Here is a 20,358-nt window from a genome sequence, read left to right on the forward strand (position 1 = left end):
GCGTCTTCATCCAGCGTGCAGGAGCGCCGGGGCTGAATCGCCACCGCCAAGGCCGCCATTCCCCTCGATGAACGCGACGATCTCCTCCAGGCCGACGAGCCGGTTCAGATCGCTGAAGACGAAGGGACGGTCTCCCCGCTGCCTTTCCGTATCCGCGCGCATCACGTCGAGATCGGCCCCGACATGGGGCGCGAGGTCGATCTTGTTGATGACCAGCAGGTCCGAGCGGGTGATGCCCGGCCCGCCCTTGCGCGGGATCTTCTCGCCGCCGGCGACGTCGATGACGTAGAGCGTGAGATCGGCGAGATCGGGCGAGAAGGTCGCGGCGAGATTGTCGCCGCCGGATTCGATGAAGACCAGGTCGAGATCGGGGAAGCGGCGGCGCATCTCGGCGATGGCGGCGAGGTTGATCGAGGCGTCCTCGCGGATCGCGGTATGCGGGCAGCCTCCGGTCTCGACGCCGATGATGCGCTCTTCCGGCAGCGCCTGCAGCCGGTTGAGGATCAGCTCGTCCTCCCGGGTGAAGATGTCGTTGGTGACGACGGCGAGCGAGTAGCGCCCGCGCATCGCCTTGCAGAGCTTCTCGGTGAGCGTCGTCTTGCCGACGCCGACCGGGCCGCCGATGCCGACCCGGAGCGGACCATTGGGGGAGTTCACGAGCGAAAGACCCTTGAATACTGCGTTTCGTGTTGCATCGACAGGATATCGGCGCGGATGGAGCAGGCGCCGAGATCGTCCGGCGTCGAGGTCGCCGCACGTCTCGCGCTACGCAGGACGACCGGCTCCAGCGCGGCGAGCGCCGCCACCCCGTCGCGCTGGCCGAGTGGAACGAGGCGAACGCAGACCTGAACGAGATTCGAGGCGAAGCCATGGAGATAGGCGCTGAGCGCATCCTCCAGTCCGACGCCGTGTCGGGCGGCGGCGGCCCCGACAGCCACCGGATAGGGCGCGGGCCCCGCCTCGCCATCCGGCGGCTCGCCGCTCCAGGAGGCCATCGCATCGACGAAAGCGCCTCCTTGCAGTGTCGTCTCCATGTAGCGCTCACGCGAACCCGACATCGCCGCGGCCAGTTCCGCCACATCGTCGACACCTTCACCGGCACCGGCCTTGCGCCAGGCTTCGGCCAGCAGGACCGCGTCGTTCCAGACGGAGCCGCGCTCCAGCAGCGCCTCGAGCCATGCGATCAGGCTGGCGCGATCCGGAATCAGCCCGTCATGGATCGCCCGCTCCAGCCCATGGCTATAGGCGAAGGCCCCGACCGGAAAGGCCGGGGACAGCCATGTCATCAGCCGGACGAGCGCGACGGTCTCAGTCATGGTGGTGATGGTGGTAGGCGCCATGCACCGGCTGGAAACAGGCGACGACCTCGCGGACGGAGGCGCCGAGCCCTTCCAGCATGGCGCGGATGACGTGGTCGCGCCGGATCAGGATGCGGCCTTCGTCGATCTGCGCGGGCAGATGGCGGTTGCCGAGATGCCAGGCGAGATGGCGCAAGGGGCAGACGCCCGCAAGCACCTCGTAAAGCTCCTCCTCCGCCGCCACGATCGCGACGCCGCGGCCGTCCTCAAGCACCAGCCGGTCGCCATCGGCGAGGAGCACGGGCTCCGGCAGGTCGACCATGATCTCCTCGCCCTGGTCGGTGGTCAGGAGCTTGCGGCGCAGATGGCGGGCGGCATGGTCGAGGCGGATCGTACCGGCGGGCCGGTCGCCGCCGCCATGGCTGTGGGAGATGGCGCGGAGCATGGCTTGAGCCTCAGAACAGGAAATAGCGCTGCGCCATCGGCAGCACGGTCGCGGGTTCGCAAGTGAGAAGCTCGCCATCGGCGCGCACCTCATAGGTCTCGGGATCGACCTCCATCCGCGGCGTGGCGTCGTTGAGGATCATCGACGCCTTGGAGATGCCGCCGCGCGTGTTCTCGACCGGGAGCAAACCCTTGGCGACGCCGAGCCTGTCCTTCAGCCCGTTCACCATCGCGGCCCGGCTGACGAAGGTGACGGAGGACATCGCCGGCGCCCGGCCGTAAGCTGCGAACATCGGGCGGTAATGCATCGGCTGCGGCGTCGGGATCGAGGCGTTGGGATCGCCCATGGGGGCTGCCGCGATCATGCCGCCGACCAACACCATCTCCGGCTTCACCCCGAAGAAGGCCGGGTTCCACAGGACGAGATCGGCGCGCTTGCCGATCTCGATGGACCCGACATGCCTGGACAGCCCCTGCGCGATGGCCGGGTTGATCGTGTATTTCGCGATGTAGCGGCGCACGCGCAGATTGTCGTTGTCGCCGGCCTCTTCGGGCAGGCGCCCGCGCTGGAGCTTCATCTTGTGCGCGGTCTGCCAGGTGCGGATCGCCACCTCGCCGACGCGGCCCATCGCCTGGCTGTCGGAGGAGATGATCGAGAAGGCGCCGATATCGTGCAGGATATCCTCGGCCGCGATGGTCTCCTTGCGGATGCGGCTCTCGGCGAAGGCGATGTCCTCCGGGATCGAAGGCGAGAGGTGGTGGCAGACCATCAGCATGTCGAGATGCTCGGCGATGGTGTTTCGCGTATAGGGGCGCGTCGGGTTGGTCGAGGACGGGATGACGTTCGCGAGCCCGCAGACCTTGATGATGTCCGGCGCATGGCCGCCGCCGGCGCCTTCCGTATGGAAGGCGTGGATGGTGCGGCCCTTGAAGGCCGCGACCGTGTCCTCGACGAAGCCGCTCTCGTTCAGCGTGTCGGTGTGGATCATCACCTGGACGTCGTGGTCGTCGGCGACGGCGAGGCAGTTGTCGATCGCCGCCGGCGTCGTGCCCCAGTCCTCGTGCAGCTTGAGCGCGCAGGCGCCGCCCTCGATCATCTCGACGAGCGCGGCCGGCTTCGAGGCATTGCCCTTGCCGGAAAGGCCGAGATTGATCGGGAAGGCGTCGAAGGACTGGATCATCCGGGCCAGATGCCAGGGGCCGGGCGTGCAGGTCGTCGCCAGCGTGCCGTGGGCGGGGCCGGTGCCGCCGCCGAGCATGGTGGTGACGCCGGACATCAGCGCCTCCTCGATCTGCTGCGGGCAGATGAAATGGATATGGGCGTCGATGCCGCCGGCGGTGACGATCCTGCCCTCGCCCGCGATGACCTCCGTGCCGGGGCCGATGACGATGGTGACGCCGGCCTGCGTATCCGGGTTGCCGGCCTTGCCGATCGCGGCGATCAGCCCGTCCTTCAGCCCGATATCGGCCTTCACGATGCCCCAGTGATCGACGATCAGGGCATTGGTGACGACGGTGTCGACCGCGCCCTCGGCGCGGCTCGCCTGGCTCTGGCCCATGCCGTCGCGGATGACCTTGCCGCCGCCGAACTTCACCTCCTCGCCATAGACGGTGAAATCCTGCTCGACCTCGATGATGAGGTCTGTATCGGCGAGGCGGACCCGGTCGCCGACCGTGGGCCCATACATCTGCGCATAGGCCGCGTGAGAGAGCTTGGCCGGCATCAGAGTTGCCCCATCACCTTCCGCTGGAAGCCGTAGACGGCGCGGCCGCCGCCGAGCGGCACGAGGCGGACCTCGCGCTGCTGGCCGGGCTCGAAGCGCATGGCGGTGCCGGCGGCGATATCGAGCCGCATGCCGCGAGCGGCGGCGCGCTCGAAATCGAGCGCCGCGTTGGTCTCGAAGAAATGGTAGTGCGAGCCGACCTGGATCGGCCGGTCGCCGGTATTGGCGACGAGCGCGGAGATCGGCTCCGCCCCCTCGTTGAGGACGATGTCGCCTGCGGCGGGAAAGACCTCTCCGGGGATCATGCGCTCAGGCTCCAGCGACCAGCCAGAGCCCGCCGAGCGCCGTCAGGCCGCCGGCGATGCGCGCCGCGATCCGGCCGCGCCGCGAAAGCGCATTCCCGGCAAGGCCGATGCCGATGCCGACCGCATGCAGCAGCGCGGTCGCGAGCGCGAAGCCGCTCATGAAGGACAGGCTCGTCGCCTCGCCCATCTCGCCGCCATGGGCATAGCCGTGGAACAGCGCGAAGAAGCCGACCACGACGATGCCGACAACCACCGGCACCTGGGCTGCGACCAGTGCCAGCAGGCCGATGACCACGACCGAGGCCGCGATCGTCGGCTCGACGAAGGGCAGGCCGATGCCGGCGAGCGCCGCGCCGAAACCGAGCATCATCGTGCCGACGAAGGCGGAGGGAATCGCCCAGACCGCACGCCCGCCGACGAGAAAGGCCCAAAGGCCGACGCCGAGCATCGCCAGGACATGGTCCGCCCCGAGGAGAGGATGCGAGAAGCCGGCGGCGAATGAGCCATGCTCGGCGGGATTGACATGAGCGAAGGCCGGGCTTGCGGCGGCGGCGCTCAGGATCAGGGCGATCGACAGTCTCTTCATGGTGGCCTCTGTTTCGGATAGTTCAGCGGATCGGCTGGTGGACGGTGACGAGCTTGGTCCCATCGGGGAAAGTCGCCTCGACCTGCACATCGTGGATCATTTCGGCGACGCCTTCCATCACCTCGGCACGGCCGACGACATGAGCGCCGGCCGCCATCAGATCGGCGACGCTGCGGCCGTCGCGCGCGCCCTCGACGACGAAATCGCTGATCAGGGCGATGGCCTCGGGATGGTTGAGCTTCACGCCGCGCTCGAGCCGGCGCCGGGCGACCATGGCCGCCATGGCGATCAAGAGCTTGTCCTTCTCGCGCGGTGTCAGGTTCATGCCGTCGAGTCCCTAGAGTTGCCAGAGCCTGGGCAGCGGCCGGCCGCCCGTCAAAAGGGTCAGGAGCGGCTCCAGCCGCCGTCTGAGCGCGAGCCCGGTCTCCTCGACCAGCCGCGCCAGAAGCTTGCCGTTCCAGGTGCTGGCGCCGCCATTTGGCCCGATCAGGCAGCGGGCCCGGTCCAGAAAGCGCTCGGGCGCAGCGCCAACGAACAGCACGGTCGCCATCGCGCGGCCGCCGGCCATGGCGGGCTGCGGCGCGAGCCGGGCAGCGATATCGCCCTCGACGCGCAGATCGTCGGCGAAGACCAGGCGGCCATCGCGCCGGATGCGCCAGCGATCGTGCAGATGACCGCTGCGCAGCGTCTCGCCCATCGCCTGCCGGCCGAAGAGCACGGCCTCGACGGCGACGAGTTCGGCATCGCCCGCGAGGTCGACGTCGAGAGAGCGGGACAGGCGCCCGCCATCGAACAGGATCGTCTCCTGCGGCAGCCAGGCGAGCCGCGCCCCGGCCGAGAGCCGCAGGCGGTTGCTCACCACGGCATCCGCGCCGGTGGAGCGATAGATGCGCTCGCAAGCCTGCGTGGTGATGCAGGCGGCGGCTCCCTCGGTGAGACTGACATCGACGCCGAAGCGATCTCCCCCGGTCAGCCCGCCTGACGTATTGATGAGGATGGCCTGGGGATCGTCGCCGCCGAGCGGGCGCGGGAAGCGCAGCTTCGCGCAGCCCTCCTGGAACAGCCGATCGAGGCAGGTCAGGCCGTCGCGCGAGCGGAAGCTCACGCTCGCCTGCCCTTGCGCGCGCTGCATCCGCATCGGGGCGGCACGGCTAAGATGGTCGAGCGCCGGCATCCTAGACCTGGATCAGGCGCTGGACCTGCGCCTCGTCGAGCGCGGCCACCGGCCCCGACAGCACGACCTCGCCACGGTCCATCACGAACATCGTATCGGCGAGCGCGCGGGCGAAATCGAAATACTGCTCGACCAGCACGATCGCCATGCCGCCCTTGCTGCGCAGATAGTCGATGGCGCGGCCGATATCCTTGATGATCGAGGGCTGGATGCCCTCGGTCGGCTCGTCCAGCACCAGCAGCCTGGGTCGGGTGACCAGCGCCCGCGCGATCGCGAGCTGCTGCTGCTGGCCACCCGAGAGGTCTCCGCCACGCCGGCCCAGCATGGCCTTCAGCACGGGGAAGAGGTCGAAGAGCTCATCCGGGACGAAGCGCTCCTTGCGCTTCAGCGGCGCGAAGCCGGTCTCCAGATTTTCCTTCACCGTCAGCAGCGGGAAGATCTCCCGCCCCTGCGGCACATAGGCGATGCCGGCGCGCGCGCGATCCTCGCTGCGCAGGCCGGAAATGTCCTCGCCGCCGAAGCGGATATGGCCGGACGAGATCGGCTGATGGCCGACGATGGCGCGCATCAGCGAGGTCTTGCCGACGCCGTTGCGGCCCATCACGCAGGTGACCTTGCCGGTCTCGGCGTGCAGCGAGACATGGCGCAGCGCTTTGGCGGCGCCATAATGCAGGTCGATGGCGTCGACGCTCAGCATGAGGTTTCTTTCCATCGCATGATCTGATCGGAAAACCCGTTCCCACTTTTCCCGATCATGCTCACCGCCCCAGATAGACTTCGACGACGCGCTCATTGGCGCTGACATGGTCGAGCGGGCCTTCCGCCAGCACCGAACCCTCATGCAGCACCGTGACCTTCACGCCGAGCTCGCGGATGAAACCCATGTCGTGCTCGACCACGATGACGGAATGGTCCCGCGCAATCTCCTTGAGCAGCGCGGCCGTCTGCGCCGTCTCGCCATCGGTCATGCCGGCGGCGGGCTCGTCGACGAGCAGGAGTTTTGGGTCCTGCGCCAGCAGCATGCCGATCTCCAGCCACTGCTTCTGGCCATGCGAGAGAAAGCCCGCGAGCCGGTCGCGCCGGTCGGCGAGGCGGATGATGCCGAGAATCTCGTCGATGCGCTGCTGCTGGGCGCCTTCCGTCCTCCAGAACAGCGTCCGGCCGACCGTGCGCTTCGCCTTCAGCGCCAGCAGGATGTTGTCCTCGATCGAGTGGCTGTCGAAGACGGTCGGCTTCTGGAACTTGCGGCCGATGCCGAGATTGGCGATCGCCGCCTCGTCGAGCCTCGTCAGGTCGACGGAGCCGGCGAACATCACCGTGCCGGTATCGGGCTTGGTCTTGCCGGTGATGATGTCCATCATCGTGGTCTTGCCGGCGCCGTTGGGGCCGATGATGGCGCGCATCTCGCCGGGCGCGATCGTGAGCGACAGGCCGCGGATCGCCTTGAAGCCGTCGAAGGAGACGCCGACACCGTCGAGATAGAGCAGCGAGGAGGTGAGCTGGCCGGGCACGGACGCGTTCATCACCGTCACTCCGCCGGGGCCGGCTCTGCGGCCGGGGCCGGGTCGGGCCTGCGGCGGCGTGCCCACAAAGCCTCGGCCGTGCCCAGAATGCCCCTGGGCAGGAAGAGCGTGACCAAGACGAAGAGCCCGCCCAGCGCGAAGAGCCAGTACGGCGCCATGAAGCCGGAGGTGAACAGCGTCTTGGCCCAGTTGACCACGACGGCGCCGAGCGCCGCGCCGACCAGCGTGCCGCGCCCGCCGACCGCGACCCAGATCACGGTCTCGATCGAGTTCGCGGGTGCGAATTCGCTCGGGTTGATGATGCCGACCTGCGGCACGTAGAGCGCCCCGGCGACGCCGGCCATGCAGGCCGAGACGGTGAAGACGAAGAGCTTGAAGCGGTCGACCCGGTAGCCGAGAAAGCGCGTGCGCGATTCCGCGTCGCGGATCGCGACGACGACCTTGCCGAGCTTCGAGGCGACGATGCCGCGCGCGATCAGGAAGCCGGCCGCCAGCATCATGCAGGTCATCGAGAACAGGGCGGCGCGCGTCGTCTGCGCCTGGATGGCGAAGCCGAGGATGTCCTTGAAGTCGGTCAGGCCGTTATTGCCGCCGAAACCCATGTCGTTGCGGAAGAAGGCGAGCAGCAGCGCATAGGTCAGCGCCTGGGTGATGATCGAGAGATAGACGCCGGTGACGCGTGAGCGGAAGGCGAACCAGCCGAAGACGAAGGCGAGCAGCCCCGGCACGGCCAGCACCATCAGCATGGCGAAGGGGAAGGAGGAAAAGCCCCACCAGTACCAGGGCAGTTCCTGCCAGTTCAGGAAGACCATGAAATCGGGCAGGACGGGATTGCCGTAGACGCCGCGCGCGCCGATCCGGCGCATCAGGTACATGCCCATCGCGTAGCCGCCTAGCGCGAAGAAGGCGCCGTGGCCGAGGCTCAGTATGCCGCAATAGCCCCAGACCAGATCGAGCGAGACGGCCAGCAGCGCATAGCAGAGATACTTCCCCCAGAGCGACAGGGTCGAGGTCGGGACATGGAAGGGCGAACTCGCCGGCACGAGCAGGTTCGCCAGCGGCACCAGCACGGCGAGCGCCAGCAGGATGGCGAGGAAGATGCCGCCGCGCCGGTCCATGTCCTGCAGGAGGAAGCGGGCGATCATGCTTCCACCGCCCGGCCCTTGAGCGCGAACAAGCCGCGCGGGCGCTTCTGGATGAACAGGATGATGAAGACGAGCAGCGCGATCTTGCCGAGCACCGCGCCGGCATAGGGTTCGAGCAGCTTGTTGGCGATGCCCAGCGTTATGGCGCCGACCAGCGTGCCCCAGAGATTGCCGACGCCGCCGAAGACCACGACCATGAACGAGTCGATGAGGTAGCCCTGGCCGAGATTGGGGCTGACATTGTCGATCTGCGAGAGCGCGACGCCGGCGAGCCCCGCCACGCCCGAGCCCAGGCCGAAGGTCAGCGCGTCGATGCGGCCGGTGCGGATGCCCATCGCCGAGGCCATGCGGCGATTCTGCGTGACCGCCCGCATCTGCAAGCCCATCGGCGTCAGCTTCAGGATGGCGAGCAGCGCCGCGAAGACCAGCGCCGCGAAGACGATGATCCAGAGCCGGTTATAGGTGATCGCCAGGCCGCCGAGCTCGAAGGCGCCCGACATGAAGCCGGGCGCGCCGACCTCGCGATTGGTCGGGCCGAAGGCGGTGCGCACCGCCTGCTGCAGGATCAGGCTGATACCCCAGGTCGCGAGCAGCGTCTCGAGCGGGCGGCCGTAGAGGAAGCGGATGACGCCGCGCTCGATCGCGATGCCGACCGCCCCGGCGACGGCGAAGGCGGCCGGCAGGGCGATGGCGAGCGACCAGTCGAACAGCCAGGGCGCAAGGCTGCGGATCAATCCCTGCACGACGAAGGTGGTATAGGCGCCGAGCATCACCATCTCGCCATGGGCCATGTTGATGACGCCCATGACGCCGAAGGTGATGGCGAGCCCGATGGCGGCGAGCAGCAAGACCGAGCCGAGCGAGAGCCCGTACCAGAGGTTCTGCGCGACGGCCCAGAGCTCCAGCCGGCTCTCGACGGCGGCGATCGCCTTGGCTTGCGCTTCCTTCAGAGCCGGGGAGGCATCGCCGGGCAAGGCCCGCAGCGTCGCCAGCGCGTCCTGGTCTCCGCGCTCGTGCAGCACTTCGATGGCGGCCAGCCGATCGAGCGGCTGGGCGTCGGGCTTGGCGATCAGGATCGCGGCCTGCGCCTGCCGCAGCGCCGCGAGGGCACGCTGATCGGTTTCCTTGCCGATCGCGGCCTCGACAATGGGCAGCAGGCCGGCGTCGCGCGACCTGAACACGGCCTGCGCCGCGGCGGTGCGTCTCGCCGGATCGGAAGCGAGCAGGCCAAGGCCGCCGAGCGCGGCCTGCACCGCGCGGCGGAGGGCGTTGTTGAGCCGGACGGGCTTCAGCCCTTCCGGCAAGGCGGCCAGCGCCTCACCGCTGCGGGCATCGACGAGCCCGCCGTCCGCCGTCTTCTCAACCACGCCGCCTGCTCCTGCGAGCAGACGCCCGTCGCCGAGCGCCGCGACGATCGGCGCAGCCCTGGGGTGGGCGGCGGAAACCAGGATCTCGATCGCGCGGGCCGTGTCGGAATAGCTGTCCGCCGCCAGCCGCGCGAAAGCGTCGTCGGCCGTCTGCGCGTAGGAAGCGGCGGAGGCCGCGACCAGCGCGACGAGGATCACTCCGAGATGCAGCAGGCGGTGAAGGAAAGACATCGGCTCGCTTTTCATCGTGAAGCATGACGCGGAAAAAGGAGGCGCCGGACGAGGCGAGACCGAAGGGCGGCCGGGATTTCCCCCCGTGCCGCCCCTCCCCATCACGCGCCGCCGCCGCACTTGCCGGTCTTGACGTTGAAGTTGCCGCATTTCTTCTCGACCCAGTCGCCGACGAGGTCCTTCGAGCCGTCGAGCTCCTTCGACCAGGCATCGCCCGGCACGAGGCCCTCGGTCTTCCAGACCACGTCGAACTGGCCGTCGTCCTCGATCTCGCCGATGAAGACCGGCTTGGTGATGTGGTGGTTCGGCAGCATCTTGGAGATGCCGCCGGTCAGGTTCGGCGCCTCGATGCCGGGCAGCGCGTCGATGACCTTGTCGGGATCGGTCGACTTCGCCTTCTCCACCGCCTTCACCCACATGGCGAAGCCGATGTAGTGCGCTTCCATCGGATCGTTGGTGACGCGCTCCGGGCTCCTGGTGAAGGCCTGCCACTGCTTGATGAAAGCCTCGTTCTCCGGCGTCTTGATCGACTGGAAGTAGTTCCAGGCGGCGAGGTGGCCGATGAGCGGCTTGGTGTCGATGCCGGCGAGCTCCTCCTCGCCGACCGAGAAGGCGACGACCGGAATGTCGGTCGCCTTGATGCCCTGGTTGCCGAGCTCCTTGTAGAACGGCACGTTGGCGTCGCCGTTGATCGTCGAGACCACGGCCGTCTTCTTGCCGGCGGAGCCGAACTTCTTGATGTCGGAGACGATGGTCTGCCAGTCGGAATGGCCGAAAGGCGTGTAGTTGATCATGATGTCCTCAGCCTTCACGCCCCTGGACTTGAGATAGGCCTCGAGGATCTTGTTGGTCGTGCGCGGATAGACGTAGTCGGTGCCGGCCAGCACCCAGCGCTCGACCTTCTCCTCCTTGGCGAGATAGTCGACGGCGGGGATCGCCTGCTGGTTCGGCGCGGCGCCGGTATAGAAGACGTTGCGCTCGCTCTCCTCGCCCTCGTACTGGACGGGGTAGAACAGGATGTTGTTGAGCTCCTTGAAGACCGGCAGCACCGATTTGCGCGACACCGAGGTCCAGCAGCCGAAGGTGGCGGCGACCTTGTCCCTGGTGATCAGCTCGCGCGCCTTCTCGGCGAAGAGCGGCCAGTTCGAGGCGGGATCGACGACGACGGCCTCGAGCTTGCGGCCGAGCAGGCCGCCCTTCCTGTTCTGCTGCTCGATGAGCATGAGCATGACGTCCTTCAGCGTCGTCTCGGAGATCGCCATGGTCCCCGAGAGCGAATGAAGGATGCCGACCTTGATGGTCTCCTGCTGCGCCACCGCCGGCAGACGGGAGGACCCGAGGAAAGCCGCACCGGCCAGAGCGGTGCCGAGGAATTCGCGACGATTGCTGTTCACGGCCATCTCCCGAAGGAATGTTGCGAGCGGCGCCCTCAGACGCCGACGGGCCACGAGCCCATGCACCGGGCTTGGCAAGCGATGTGCCAACCCTCCTGGAGGCCCGTTCAGGCGGTGAAAATGGTGATTTCAGCGTGCGGGATGAGCCATCGAAGGCTCAAACACAGCAGGAGGCGGACCATGACGACCCGGGAAATGCCTGCTTTTTAATCGAAGTGAGTTGGGAGGCCGGAATTGATGCTATTGTAGTCAATTCCTCGGAGGGGCCACTGACGGGATCGCCGCCGGCCCGCGCTTCGCCGACGGCTCTCCGATGCCTGAGAGGCCGTCGGCTGAAATAAGTCCGGGCCATCCTTGCAGAGCTTGCTGCCCTCTGCCTGGAAGTCGCCCGTCAGGCCGTGCCTCCGACCGTGTCGAGCACATAGTCGACGCCCGCAGCCGCCGCGATCGCGCGGATCTCGGCGCGCAGCGAAGCGTCGACCGGAATGCCGGTCAGGCGCCGCTGCGCCCGCGCCTCGCGCTCCGGATCGCCGGGCACGAGCACCGGCTGGCCCGGCTCGGCCGGCTGCGTCGCGTGCAGCGTGTCGATGACCTCATCCATGTCGCGGCCGAAATCCGCCAGCGGGCGGAAGACCGCGGGATCGATCGCCATGAAGAAATGCCCGATGTTCTCCGGATCGGACGGCGCCTGCGTCCGGTTGCGGACGGGGGAGAACGAGCCGCCGACCAGGGTGCTCGCCAGGATGTGAACCATCAGCGCCAGCCCATAGCCCTTGTGCCCGCCCATCTCCCGGGTGCCGCCCAGCGGCAGGACGCCGCCTTCGGGCCGCTCGAGGATGTAGCGCAGCGCCTCCTCGGCATCGGTGACCGGCCGGCCATGGCCGTCGACCACCCAGCCCTCGGGAAGCGGCTTGCCGCGGCGCGCATAAACCTTGATCTTCTGGATGGCCACGACGCTCGTCGCCATGTCGAGCACCACCGGCGGGTTGCGCCCGGCCGGCGCCGCGAAGGCGAGCGGATTGGTGCTGAGCACCGGCGCGCCGCCGAAGGTCGGCACCATGCTGACGAAGCGCGTCGAGGTCGTCGACAGTCCGATCAGCCCCTCCTCCGCGGCCATCTGCGCGTAATAGCCGGCCGCGCCGTAGTGATGCGAGTTGACCACGCAGACGGCGGCGATGCCCGCTCCGCGCGCCTTCTCCATCGCCAGCCGCATGGCCTTGACCCCGGCGGGGTGGCCGAGGCTCCCGCCCGCATCGATCACCGCCATGCTCGCCCGGTCGGTGACGACGCCCGGCACGGCGGCGAGACGCAGCTTCCCTTCCTTCCGCATCTGGTCGTACATCGGCATGACCTGCAGGCCATGGGAGTCGATACCCGAGAGATCGGTCGCGCTCATCACCCTCGCCGCATCGGCGGCCAGATCCCGCGGCATGCCCCAGGCGACGAGAATGATCGCGATCTGCCGTTCGATCGCATCGACGGATGCGCATCCTGCCTCGTTCAACTGCGTACCTCCCTCATCTTCCTGCTGCCGTCGTCCTCGCTCAGTCGAGCATGGCGCGCAGCAGCACCTCGTTGTAGTCGAGCATCGCGGCGCAAGCCGCGGTCGCCCGGTCGGGATCGCCCGAGGCGACGGCGCGGACCAGCGCGGTATGGCGGCCGATGATGCCGTCATAGCCGGCGGTGCCGGCATGCTGGTTCCAGAAGCGCCGGACGATGCCGTGCAGCGGCTTCAGCGTATCGGTCAGGAACGGGTTGGCGGCGCAGCGGTCGACGAGATTGTCGAACAGGATGTCGATCCGGACCTGCTCGCGGAAATCGACGGCCGCCGCCGCGTGGTCGAGCAGGCCGGCGAGGCGCTCGATCTCGGCGCGGTCGGCCGCCGTGCCGCGCCGTGCGGCGCGCGCGTAGCGGGTCGGCTCCAGGCAGCGCCGCGTCTCGAGGACATGCATCATCTGGTGCGCATCAATGCTGCTGACGAGCACGCCGCGCTTCGGCAGCAGGGTGACGAGGTAGTCGCGCGCCAAGAGCTTCAGCGCCTCGCGGATCGGCGTGCGGCCGATGCCGAGCTTCTCGCTCAGCATCCATTCCGAGACCAACGATCCGGGCGGGATCGCGAGACCGACGATCTCGTCGGTGAGCAGGGCATAAGCTTCTTCGGCGAGGCTCAGATCATCGGCCTTGGCGCGGGGACGGCCCGGGGACGGCGACCTCGCCGAGAATGAAGTTACGTCTTTCATGGCCTCCATCATCCAGTCGCCGCGCCGTTCGGCGCCAGACGCCGTCTATAGAAGACACTTGATAACATATCATTTGTATATAAGCTGCATCCAACAAAGCAAGCGCCGGCATCCGAGACCGGCCAGAACGGATGGGGCAGGAAATGACAGTGCGCACGCGCCTTTTCGCGGCACTCGCGGCCATCGGGCTCCTCACGGGGGCGCAGCAGGCGACAGCCGCCGAGCACGAGTGGAAGTTCTTCACCTATTTCGGCGTGAACGACCTTCCGACCAACATGCACCGCTCCTTCGCGGAGGACCTGACCAAGGCGACGGGCGGGAGGCTCAAGGTCACGGTCTATGCCGGCGGCGAGCTGCCCTACAAGTTCTCGGACGTGCTGAGGCTGGTGGCGACCAACCAGGTGCAGATCGGCGACCTCGCGGTCGGGCTGAACGTCGGCGAGCTGCCGGGGCACAACGTCTTCGACCTGCCGTTCCTCTGCACGACCTTCGACTCGTTCTTCAAGGCGCTGGAGACGACCGGGCCGATCTTCGCCACCTCGCTGAAGGACAAGTTCGGCATCCATGCGCTGATCCAGTGGACGATGCCGCCGCAGCAGATCTGGCTCAACCAGCCGATCGAGAGGATCGAGGGGCTGAAGGGCCGCAAGATCCGGATCTGGTCGCGCATGCATTCCGACATGCTGAAGCTGTTCGGCGCGACCGGCGTGACGATCACCGCCGCCGAGGTGACGACCGCCCTCGAGCGCCGCATCGCGGACGGCGCCATCACCGCCTCGATCCCCGCCTATGACTGGCGCTTCTTCGACGTCGCCAAGACCGGCTACATGCTCGATTTCCAGATGACGCACCAGATCCTGGCGGTGAACGCCGCCTCGCTGGAGAAGCTGCCGGACGACATCCGCAAGATCGTGCTCGACAAGGCCGAGGAGTGGCGCGCCAAGTACCGCAGCGTGATCGAGGCCGGCGAGATCGAGGCGCGCAAGCGCCTGGTCGAGAAGGGCGAGACGCTGGTCCAGCCGACGGCGGAGGACATCGCCAAGGCCCGCAGCATCACGCGCCCGCTCTGGGACAGCTGGGCCCAGGAGACCGGCGCGATCGGCCAGAACCTGCTGACCAAGGCGAGCGCCGCCTGCGTGAGATGAAGCCCGCCTTGGCCGCCTGACTCCGGATAGCCGATGTTCGCACCTCCTCCCGCCGCCACTGCGACGATCTTCGCGACCCTTCCCGACTCCCTGCGCATGAAGGGCCGCCGCTCGCAGTTCATCGACGAGCATCCGGGCCATGTGCCGACGCATTCGGTGCTCGAAGGGCCTTCCTTCGACCGCGACGGCAATCTCTACTGCGTCGACATTCCCTTCGGCCGGATCTTCCGGGTCGATCCGAAGGGGAACTTCAGCCTGTTCGTCGAATATGACGGCTGGCCGAACGGCCTGAAGGTCCATCGCGACGGCCGGTTCTTCGTCACCGACTTCAAGCGCGGCATCGTCGTGATCGATCCCGATACCCGCAAGGTCGAGCCCTTCCTGGAGCGCTACCGGCTCGAGCATCTCAAGGCGCCGAACGATCTCGTCTTCGCCAGCAACGGCGACATGTACTTCACCGACCAGGGCCTGACCGGGCTGCAGGACCCGACCGGGCGCCTGTTCCGGCTGCGCGCCGATGGCCGGCTCGACTGCCTGGTCGACACGATCGCCAGCCCCAACGGCGTGGTGCTCGACCCCTCCGAGGAGATCGTCTTCGTCGCCGCGACCCGGCAGAACGCCGTGCTGCGCGTGCCGATGCTGCGCGACGGCGGCGCCGCCAAGGTCGGGATCTTCATCCAGATGTCGGGCGGCAGCGGGCCGGACGGCCTCGCCATCGACGAGAAGGGCGGGCTGGCGGTGGCGCATGTCGGGCTGGGCGCCGTCTGGCTGTTCACGCCGCGCGGCGAGCCGCGCCTGCGGATCGATGCGCCGAACGGCTACCACACCACCAACCTCGCCTTCGGCGGGCCGGACCGGCGCACGCTCTACATCACCGAATCGGAGAGCGCGACGATCCTCGCCGCGCCGGCCCCCGAAGCCGGCCTGACGATGTTCTCGCATCGCTGAGCGGCGCTCCCGCCCGCGGCGACGGATAGCTGGAACGGATATGGGCAAGACGCGATCAGCCACGCTGCGCCTCGGCGGCGGCTCGGCCTTCTTCAACGACCGGCTGGACGCCGCGCTCGAGCTGGTCGAGCGCGGCGGCATCGACGTGCTCATCCTGGAGACCCTGGCCGAGCGCACGCTGGCGCTGCTGCACGTCGCGAAGAACGCCGGAGGGCCCGGCTACTGGCCGCGGCTGCGCGACCGGCTGGAGATCCTGCTGCCGGCCTGCGCCCGTCACGGCGTCAGGCTCGTCAGCAACGGCGGCGGCGCCGATCCCCTCGGCGCGGCCCGGATGGCCCTGGAGATCGTGACGGCGGCGGGGCTTAACCTCAAGGTCGCGGCCGTGACCGGCGACGATGTCGCCGGCCTCGTCCGCTCGCGCGACCCCGTCCTGACCGAGACCGGCGCGCCGCTCTCCGCCCTCGGCATGCCGGCGCTGGCCAGCAACGCCTATCTCGGCGCCGATGCGATCGCCGCCGCCTATGCGGCCGGCGCCGACGTGATCCTGACCGGGCGCGTCACCGACTCGGCGCTGGCGCTCGGCCCCTTGCTGGCGCATCACGGCTGGGCGGCGGAGGATCTCGACCGTCTCGCGGCCGGCGTCATGACCGGCCACCTGCTCGAATGCGGCGGACAGGCGACCGGCGGCTATTTCGCCGAGCCCGGGCTGAAGGATGTCCCCGACCTGGATCGGCTGGGCTTTCCGATCGCCGAGGTCGATGCGTCCGGCACGATCACCCTGTCCAAGCCGGAAGGCTCGGGCGGGCGCGTCGACCGGCACACCATCACCGAGCAGCTGCTCTACGAGGTCCACGACCCCTCGGCCTATCTGACGCCGGACGTCGTGCTCGATCTGAGCGAGGTCGAGATCGAGGAGATCGGCCAGGACGTCGTGCGGCTGACCGGGGCGCGGGGCCGCCAGCCGCCGGACACGCTCAAGACCCTGATCGGGGTGGACAGCGGCGTCCTGGTGGAGGCGGAGATCTCCTATGGCGGCATCAACGCCGAGGCGCGGCTGCGTCTGGCGGCGGAGACGGTGCGCAGGCGTATCGCCCGCCTGCCCGGGCTCGGCAACGCGCCGATCCGCTTCGATGCGATCGGCATCGACAGCCTGTGGTCCCTGCCCGGCGAGGGCCGCTACGAGGACCTCAGGCTGCGGGTCGCCGCCCGGGTCGCCACCACCCGCCAGGCGGAGGCGATCGTCACCGAGGTCGAGTCGCTCTACGTCAACGGGCCGGCCGGCGGCGGCGGCGTGCGCTTCGCGACGCGTCCGACGATCCGGACCTACACCGCCTTCCTGCCGCGCGCGCAGGTGCGGCCGATCTGGAGCTTCGTCGCATGAGTGCCCCGGTCCGAATCCCGCTCTTCCGGCTCGCGCACAGCCGTGCCGGCGACAAGGGCGACTCGCAGACGCTCTCGCTGATCCCCTATCGGCGCGAGGATTACGCGCTGCTCGCCCGGCAGGCGACGGCCGAGGCGGTGGCGCGGCATTTCGGCAGGCTCGTGACGGGCAAGGTCACGCGCTACGACCTGCCGCGGCTGCACGCCTTCAACTTCGTCCTGGAGAGCGCGCTGCAGGGCGGCGTCAACGACAGCCTGGCGCTCGACACCCATGGCAAGTCGCGCAGCTCCCTGCTGCTCGCCATGCCCGTCGCGATTCCCCCCGATCACCCGGCAGCAGCGGAGGCCGGCCATGGCGAAGCCTGACGATCACCCCTGGACCGACCGGATCGGCCGCTGGCTCTTCGCGGCCGAGAGCGTCGCCATGTTCGCCTCGGTCATGTTCCTGATCGCGCTGGTCGTGCTGATCAACGTCGAGGTCTTCGGCCGCTATTTCTTCGGCTACTCGACGCTGATCGCCGATGAATATGGCGGCTACCTCTATGCCTGGATCGCGCTGCTGGGAGGGGTGCACCTGCTGCGCTCGGACCGCTACCTGACCATGACGGCGGTCATCAGCCGGCTGCCGCCGCGCGCGGCGAACCGGGTCGGCGTCTTCGGCGCCCTGATCGGCCTGGCGGTCTGCGTCATCTGCCTGATCAGCACCGTCAACATGGTCTGGCTGTCCTACAGCTTCGGGGCGCGTTCGGCGCAGCCCTCCGCGACGCCGCTGATCTATCCGCAGCTTGCCATGCCGCTCGGCTACGGGCTGCTCGCGCTCGCCTATCTCGAGGAGCTCGTTCGGCGATGCCTCGGGCTCAAGCCGCGCCGGGCGGAAGACGACGAAGAGACCTATGGCGTCGGAGAAATCGGATGAGCTGGCAGATCTCGCTCCTCGTCTACACGGCGCTGCTGACGGTGCTGATGGTCATCGGCGTGCCGATCGCCGCGGCCATGGGCTTCGTCGGCATCGTCGGCGTGACGCTGCTCAGCGGCACGCAGCTCTGGCCGAGCCTCGCCGACGTGGTCTGGAACACCGCCAATTCCTTCACCCTGGTGGCGATCCCGCTTTTCGTCCTGATGGGCGAGATCATCCTGCGCAGCGGCGCGGCCAAGCGCTTCTATCGCGGCCTCGCCGTGCTGTTGAACCGCATTCCGGGCGGCCTCGCCCAGTCCAACATCATGGCCTGCGCTCTGTTCTCGGCGATCAGCGGCTCCTCGACCGCGACCGCGCTGACCATCGGCACGGTCGCCCTGCCGGAGATGCGCCAGCGCGGCTATAGCGACAAGATCACGCTCGGAACCCTGACGGGCGGCGGCGCGCTCGGCAACCTGATCCCGCCGAGCATCTTCCTTCTGGTCTACGCCACGGTGGTGCAGCAGTCGCCGATCGATCTCTTCGTCGCAACGATCATCCCGGGCCTGATCGCCGTCGTGATGTTCATGCTCTACGTCTTCTTGCGCGTGCTGCTCAACCCCAGCCTCGTGCCGGCCCGGCAGCCGAGCTATTCCTGGGCCGAGGTCGGCAACGCCGTGCTGCAGGTCGCGCCGGTGACGGCGCTGATGCTGGCGATCATCTGCGGGATGTACTGGGGCATCGTGACGCCGACGGAAGCCGCCGGCTTCGGCTGCCTGCTCGCCCTGCTGCTCGGGCTCGCCTATCGCGAGCTGACGCGCAAGGATCTGTGGACGGCGATGGTCAACACGATCGCCGTGACCTGCGTCATGTCGGTCATCGTGATCAACGGCCAGATCCTCGGCTTCGCCATCGTCCAGGCCGGCATCGGCCACGGCGTCTCCGAGTATCTGGCCGGCAGCGGGTTGTCGCCCTTCGTCTTCTTCGTCGTGATCTTCTTCCTCTACCTCGCGCTCGGCGCGATGCTGGACGGAATCTCGATGATGCTGCTGACCGTGCCGGTGCTCTATCCCACGCTCAGGGCGATGGGCTTCGACGATATCTGGTTCGGCGTCATCCTGGTGATCCAGGCCGAGCTGGCGCAGCTTTCGCCGCCGATCGGCCTCAATCTCTTCGCGGTCCAGTCGGTGGCGAAGAACGTCGACCTCGCGACGATCGCCTGGGCATCCCTGCCCTATGCGCTGATGCTGAGCCTGCTCTGCTTCATCCTGTTCTTCATGCCGGAGCTGGCGACCTGGCTGCCGATGGCGATGCGCGGCTGAAGGTACCGCTACGACGCTTCAGGCGTGGCTGGCTCCCGAACGCCTTCGGTTTCGGGCAACGCGGCTACGCCTCGTCGCAGGCCGTCGTGCTGATGCTCATCGTCCCGGTGCTGACCGCGCCTCAGGGCCGCGCCGCCAGCGCCGCCGCGACCGCCCGGCCGGCGACCGCATGGCCATAGGCGTTCCAGTGGGCGTCCGAGGCGAAGGCGAAGGGCTTGTGCTGCGCGGCCCATTCAGCCGCGAAGACCGGGTGCAGGTCGAGGAAGGGCACGCCGTGCCTGGCGGCGGCTTCGGCGGCGATGGCGTTCAGCCTGAGCGCCGGGCTGCCGTCGCGGCCGGCCTCGATCGCCTCGCGGTCGCCGTCCATCACCAGTTGCAGGTCGGCCCCGGCCGATTGCGCCAGCGCCTTGAGGCGGGCGACGACATGGTCGGTCGCCGCCCGGATATCGGCCTCGCGGGCGAGCACCGCGCCGATCTCGACATTGGCCGCATAGCCGCCCTCCGCGGCGCGGGCGGGAGCCAGGATCGCCTCGACGAGCGCCTGCGGGCGCACCTGCCAGCGATAGAGGAAGAAGCCGGCCGTCGCCGTCCGCCGCAGGAACTCGACCGCCCCCGGATGCCAGGGCGTCGGCGGCAGCTCGCCGGTGACCTTGCCGTTCTCGACGACGAGCTTGCGGAAGCTCGACGTATAGCGGCCCGGCTTGAAGACGAAGCTCTCGTCGAAGTCGTTGTGGACCAGCATGACCACGATCGTGTCCGGCCGCGCCGCGACGACCTCCCGCTCGACCATCTGGACATATTGGCTCATCGGCGCGCCGGCGATGCCGTAGCGGTAGGTTTCGACCGGGCCGGCCGAGCCCAGCACCCCGGCGGCGATTTCGGCGAAGCTGCGGTCGAAGGGGACCTGCAGCGCCTCGACGAAGCTGTCGCCGACGAAGGCGATGCGGCGCACGCCGGGCCTGCGCTCGCGCGGATAGGCCGGCAGCGGCGAATTCCAGCCCTCGCCATTGATCGAGAACGGCGCATCGATGTCGTCGCGCACCCGCCAGTGCCCGCTCTGGCCCGGCGCATAGCGCACCAGCTCGTTGACGAAGGCGTTGCGCGGCACGTCCGAGCCCGGCAGCACGAAGCGGAAGACCACGAATTCGCAGAAGGCGAGGAAGAGGACGACGCTTGCCGCCATCACCGAGAGATTGACGAGGAGGCCGCGCAGGCGCGAGCGGGGACGAGCGGTCAT

Annotated in this window: 22 protein-coding genes; 6 read left to right on the forward strand and 16 right to left on the reverse strand. The window is 68.4% G+C overall.

The genetic code is table 11. The features are described 5' to 3' along the window. Window positions 1-6: 6 nt before the first annotated feature. The 15 genes from ureG to M9917_RS02185 form a co-directional block, all read right to left on the reverse strand. On the reverse strand, window positions 7-657 hold the full coding sequence (ureG, locus tag M9917_RS02115) for an urease accessory protein UreG (protein ID WP_297250649.1): 651 nt from the start codon (window positions 655-657) through the stop codon (window positions 7-9). Continuing rightward, complete coding sequence (locus M9917_RS02120; RefSeq protein WP_465246313.1) at window positions 654-1,340, reverse strand: urease accessory protein UreF; 687 nt, start codon at window positions 1,338-1,340, stop codon at window positions 654-656. The genes ureG and M9917_RS02120 overlap by 4 nt, the downstream gene beginning before the upstream one ends. Then, on the reverse strand, window positions 1,309-1,743 hold the full coding sequence (locus M9917_RS02125) for an urease accessory protein UreE (RefSeq protein ID WP_297250651.1): 435 nt from the start codon (window positions 1,741-1,743) through the stop codon (window positions 1,309-1,311). Before M9917_RS02125 ends, M9917_RS02120 begins: the two co-directional genes overlap by 32 nt. A gap of 10 nt (window positions 1,744-1,753) precedes the next feature. Continuing rightward, window positions 1,754-3,466 (reverse strand): urease subunit alpha, encoded by a 1,713-nt coding sequence (ureC, locus tag M9917_RS02130; RefSeq protein WP_297250652.1) that lies wholly within the window; start codon window positions 3,464-3,466, stop codon window positions 1,754-1,756. Next, window positions 3,466-3,771: an urease subunit beta gene (locus tag M9917_RS02135; protein ID WP_297250653.1), complete on the reverse strand. Its 306-nt coding sequence runs from the start codon at window positions 3,769-3,771 to the stop codon at window positions 3,466-3,468. The genes ureC and M9917_RS02135 overlap by 1 nt, the downstream gene beginning before the upstream one ends. Before the next feature lie 4 nt (window positions 3,772-3,775). Continuing rightward, a complete protein-coding gene (locus M9917_RS02140) occupies window positions 3,776-4,357 on the reverse strand; it encodes a HupE/UreJ family protein (protein WP_297250654.1) in 582 nt (193 codons plus the stop codon). A 22-nt stretch (window positions 4,358-4,379) separates the two neighbouring features. Beyond that, window positions 4,380-4,682 carry an urease subunit gamma gene (locus M9917_RS02145; protein WP_297250655.1) on the reverse strand — a complete coding sequence of 101 codons (303 nt, stop codon included), beginning with the start codon at window positions 4,680-4,682 and terminating at the stop codon, window positions 4,380-4,382. Window positions 4,683-4,694: 12 nt separating this feature from the next. Further along, window positions 4,695-5,531, reverse strand: a complete 837-nt coding sequence (locus M9917_RS02150) for an urease accessory protein UreD (protein ID WP_297250656.1) — start codon at window positions 5,529-5,531, stop codon at window positions 4,695-4,697. Window position 5,532: 1 nt separating this feature from the next. Further along, complete coding sequence (gene urtE / locus M9917_RS02155) at window positions 5,533-6,228, reverse strand: urea ABC transporter ATP-binding subunit UrtE (protein WP_297250657.1); 696 nt, start codon at window positions 6,226-6,228, stop codon at window positions 5,533-5,535. Window positions 6,229-6,289: 61 nt separating this feature from the next. Beyond that, window positions 6,290-7,054, reverse strand: coding sequence for an urea ABC transporter ATP-binding protein UrtD (gene urtD / locus M9917_RS02160; RefSeq protein WP_297250658.1), 765 nt, complete (start codon window positions 7,052-7,054; stop codon window positions 6,290-6,292). Between the two features lie 5 nt (window positions 7,055-7,059). After that, window positions 7,060-8,199, reverse strand: coding sequence for an urea ABC transporter permease subunit UrtC (urtC, locus tag M9917_RS02165; protein WP_297250659.1), 1,140 nt, complete (start codon window positions 8,197-8,199; stop codon window positions 7,060-7,062). Next, entirely contained in the window at window positions 8,196-9,797 is a 1,602-nt protein-coding gene (gene urtB / locus M9917_RS02170; RefSeq protein ID WP_297250660.1) for an urea ABC transporter permease subunit UrtB, read from the reverse strand. The genes urtC and urtB overlap by 4 nt, the downstream gene beginning before the upstream one ends. Before the next feature lie 101 nt (window positions 9,798-9,898). Then, complete coding sequence (urtA, locus tag M9917_RS02175) at window positions 9,899-11,155, reverse strand: urea ABC transporter substrate-binding protein (protein ID WP_465246361.1); 1,257 nt, start codon at window positions 11,153-11,155, stop codon at window positions 9,899-9,901. 427 nt (window positions 11,156-11,582) lie between these two features. Next, window positions 11,583-12,695, reverse strand: coding sequence for an Ldh family oxidoreductase (locus M9917_RS02180; RefSeq protein WP_297250662.1), 1,113 nt, complete (start codon window positions 12,693-12,695; stop codon window positions 11,583-11,585). Window positions 12,696-12,735: 40 nt separating this feature from the next. Continuing rightward, window positions 12,736-13,431 (reverse strand): GntR family transcriptional regulator, encoded by a 696-nt coding sequence (locus M9917_RS02185; protein WP_297250663.1) that lies wholly within the window; start codon window positions 13,429-13,431, stop codon window positions 12,736-12,738. Window positions 13,432-13,580: 149 nt separating this feature from the next. Between M9917_RS02185 and M9917_RS02190 the strand changes: the two genes are divergently transcribed. The 6 genes from M9917_RS02190 to M9917_RS02215 are packed head-to-tail and all read left to right on the forward strand — an operon-like array spanning window position 13,581 to window position 19,121. Beyond that, entirely contained in the window at window positions 13,581-14,576 is a 996-nt protein-coding gene (locus tag M9917_RS02190; protein ID WP_297250664.1) for a TRAP transporter substrate-binding protein, read from the forward strand. 33 nt (window positions 14,577-14,609) lie between these two features. Then, on the forward strand, window positions 14,610-15,524 hold the full coding sequence (locus tag M9917_RS02195; protein WP_297250665.1) for an SMP-30/gluconolactonase/LRE family protein: 915 nt from the start codon (window positions 14,610-14,612) through the stop codon (window positions 15,522-15,524). 40 nt (window positions 15,525-15,564) lie between these two features. Next, window positions 15,565-16,905, forward strand: a complete 1,341-nt coding sequence (locus tag M9917_RS02200) for an acyclic terpene utilization AtuA family protein (RefSeq protein ID WP_297250666.1) — start codon at window positions 15,565-15,567, stop codon at window positions 16,903-16,905. Beyond that, the gene (locus M9917_RS02205; RefSeq protein ID WP_297250667.1) at window positions 16,902-17,270 is read left to right on the forward strand and encodes an AtuA-related protein; all 369 of its coding nucleotides are present in this window, start codon (window positions 16,902-16,904) and stop codon (window positions 17,268-17,270) included. Before M9917_RS02200 ends, M9917_RS02205 begins: the two co-directional genes overlap by 4 nt. Further along, window positions 17,257-17,820 carry a TRAP transporter small permease gene (locus tag M9917_RS02210; RefSeq protein WP_297250668.1) on the forward strand — a complete coding sequence of 188 codons (564 nt, stop codon included), beginning with the start codon at window positions 17,257-17,259 and terminating at the stop codon, window positions 17,818-17,820. The genes M9917_RS02205 and M9917_RS02210 overlap by 14 nt, the downstream gene beginning before the upstream one ends. After that, window positions 17,817-19,121, forward strand: coding sequence for a TRAP transporter large permease (locus M9917_RS02215; protein ID WP_297250669.1), 1,305 nt, complete (start codon window positions 17,817-17,819; stop codon window positions 19,119-19,121). Before M9917_RS02210 ends, M9917_RS02215 begins: the two co-directional genes overlap by 4 nt. Window positions 19,122-19,242: 121 nt before the next feature. Here M9917_RS02215 and M9917_RS02220 read toward each other — a convergent pair whose 3' ends face one another. Further along, window positions 19,243-20,358 (reverse strand): SGNH/GDSL hydrolase family protein, encoded by a 1,116-nt coding sequence (locus M9917_RS02220; RefSeq protein ID WP_297250670.1) that lies wholly within the window; start codon window positions 20,356-20,358, stop codon window positions 19,243-19,245.

This window comes from Bosea sp. (in: a-proteobacteria) (assembly GCF_023953965.1).
In the GTDB taxonomy this organism is placed as follows: Bacteria; Pseudomonadota; Alphaproteobacteria; order Rhizobiales; family Beijerinckiaceae; genus Allobosea.

Bases quoted from the DNA above. Each gene is read 5' to 3' on its own strand.
- M9917_RS02120 (WP_465246313.1), bottom strand. From the start codon at position 1,340: ATGGCGCCTACCACCATCACCACCATGACTGAGACCGTCGCGCTCGTC.
- M9917_RS02125 (WP_297250651.1), bottom strand. From the start codon at position 1,743: ATGCTCCGCGCCATCTCCCACAGCCATGGCGGCGGCGACCGGCCCGCC.
- ureC (WP_297250652.1), bottom strand. From the start codon at position 3,466: ATGCCGGCCAAGCTCTCTCACGCGGCCTATGCGCAGATGTATGGGCCC.
- M9917_RS02135 (WP_297250653.1), bottom strand. From the start codon at position 3,771: ATGATCCCCGGAGAGGTCTTTCCCGCCGCAGGCGACATCGTCCTCAAC.
- M9917_RS02140 (WP_297250654.1), bottom strand. From the start codon at position 4,357: ATGAAGAGACTGTCGATCGCCCTGATCCTGAGCGCCGCCGCCGCAAGC.
- M9917_RS02145 (WP_297250655.1), bottom strand. From the start codon at position 4,682: ATGAACCTGACACCGCGCGAGAAGGACAAGCTCTTGATCGCCATGGCG.
- M9917_RS02150 (WP_297250656.1), bottom strand. From the start codon at position 5,531: ATGCCGGCGCTCGACCATCTTAGCCGTGCCGCCCCGATGCGGATGCAG.
- urtE (WP_297250657.1), bottom strand. From the start codon at position 6,228: ATGCTGAGCGTCGACGCCATCGACCTGCATTATGGCGCCGCCAAAGCG.
- urtD (WP_297250658.1), bottom strand. From the start codon at position 7,054: ATGAACGCGTCCGTGCCCGGCCAGCTCACCTCCTCGCTGCTCTATCTC.
- urtC (WP_297250659.1), bottom strand. From the start codon at position 8,199: ATGATCGCCCGCTTCCTCCTGCAGGACATGGACCGGCGCGGCGGCATC.
- urtB (WP_297250660.1), bottom strand. From the start codon at position 9,797: ATGTCTTTCCTTCACCGCCTGCTGCATCTCGGAGTGATCCTCGTCGCG.
- M9917_RS02185 (WP_297250663.1), bottom strand. From the start codon at position 13,431: ATGAAAGACGTAACTTCATTCTCGGCGAGGTCGCCGTCCCCGGGCCGT.
- M9917_RS02195 (WP_297250665.1), top strand. From the start codon at position 14,610: ATGTTCGCACCTCCTCCCGCCGCCACTGCGACGATCTTCGCGACCCTT.
- M9917_RS02200 (WP_297250666.1), top strand. From the start codon at position 15,565: ATGGGCAAGACGCGATCAGCCACGCTGCGCCTCGGCGGCGGCTCGGCC.
- M9917_RS02205 (WP_297250667.1), top strand. From the start codon at position 16,902: ATGAGTGCCCCGGTCCGAATCCCGCTCTTCCGGCTCGCGCACAGCCGT.
- M9917_RS02210 (WP_297250668.1), top strand. From the start codon at position 17,257: ATGGCGAAGCCTGACGATCACCCCTGGACCGACCGGATCGGCCGCTGG.
- M9917_RS02215 (WP_297250669.1), top strand. From the start codon at position 17,817: ATGAGCTGGCAGATCTCGCTCCTCGTCTACACGGCGCTGCTGACGGTG.
- M9917_RS02220 (WP_297250670.1), bottom strand. From the start codon at position 20,358: ATGACCGCTCGTCCCCGCTCGCGCCTGCGCGGCCTCCTCGTCAATCTC.